General features: G+C 46.4%; 1 protein-coding gene. It reads right to left on the reverse strand.

Annotated elements, in window-relative coordinates; all coding sequences use genetic code 11:
• Positions 1–435 (reverse strand): isopeptide-forming domain-containing fimbrial protein (locus DB729_RS09345; RefSeq protein ID WP_131047422.1); only part of this gene is annotated, 435 nt, incomplete at both ends.

A 435-nucleotide genomic window follows, 5' to 3' on the forward strand; every position in this document is an offset into this window, starting at 1 on the left:
GCCTCAAGCGCTTGACCATTCAATTTAGCACTTGAAGTTCCTGCGAATTCAAGAACGTCTACTAGGGTATCTGTGACTGAGAAGGCTGTCGCATCTTGCACTACTGTTGTTTTCACGTTGTAAGTGAAGACTTGGTCACGTTTGTCAAGAGTTTCAGCTTCTTTGCCGTTCACATCTTTCTTGATTTCCGGCTCTTCTGGTGTTGGAGGCGTTACTGGGACTTCGTTAGAGTCCTTGTGCACTCCTGGTTTGTGTGGGAAGCTTGCATCATAAGCTGCCTTATTCGGAATCTGTGTACGACCGTCTTCCTTCACATACGCAGACAAGTTCGCACCAGCTTTGATCTTCGCGTCGAATGTTAATTCAACTGCTTGACCGCCATTGGCTTTGACTTGATCTTCTGTAAGCGTCAAGGTAATCGTTTGACCTTCTACC

It is taken from the genome of Streptococcus halitosis (genome assembly GCF_003143695.2).
GTDB lineage: Bacteria > Bacillota > Bacilli > Lactobacillales > Streptococcaceae > Streptococcus > Streptococcus halitosis.